The organism is Aromatoleum toluolicum, from assembly GCF_012911005.2.
Classification (GTDB): domain Bacteria; phylum Pseudomonadota; class Gammaproteobacteria; order Burkholderiales; family Rhodocyclaceae; genus Aromatoleum; species Aromatoleum toluolicum.
Map to the genome: position 1 here is coordinate 1 of NZ_WTVS01000207.1, position 457 is coordinate 457.

Annotated in this window: 1 protein-coding gene; it reads right to left on the reverse strand. The window is 68.9% G+C overall.

Annotated elements, in window-relative coordinates:
• Positions 1-419 (reverse strand): C40 family peptidase (locus tag GPA27_RS28395; RefSeq protein WP_169143738.1); only part of this gene is annotated, 419 nt, incomplete at its 3' end.
• Positions 420-457 lie beyond the last annotated feature (38 nt).

The window sequence follows — 457 nt, forward strand, 5'->3', positions numbered from 1 at the left end:
TGCACGAACCGCCCTTCGCCCACATAGATGCCCGCGTGGCTGGGCTGGCGGCCCGTGCCAAACACCACCAGGTCGCCTGCACGCAGCTCGCTGCCGTCGATGGGATAGCCCCAAGTGTTGAGCTGGGCCACCGTGCGCGGCGGTGGTGTACCCACCTGGTTGCGGTACACATAGCCGATCAGGCCGCTGCAATCAAAGCCGGAGTCCGGGGTGTTGCCGCCGTAGCGATACGGCGTGCCCACCAGGCCCAGCGCGTGGATGGCAATGTCGTGTGCCTGCTCCGGCGTGAGCGGCGGCGCCGTGCGTGTGGAAGCCTGCGGTGGCGACGAGGGGGACGGAGGCCGCGATGTACTGCAACCGGCCAGCACCAGCAGGGCGGCGGTGCAGGCGGCAAGGCTCAGGCTGTGAAAGGCGCGCATGGGCCCGAGGTTACTGGACTTACGCGGCTCCCTGCACT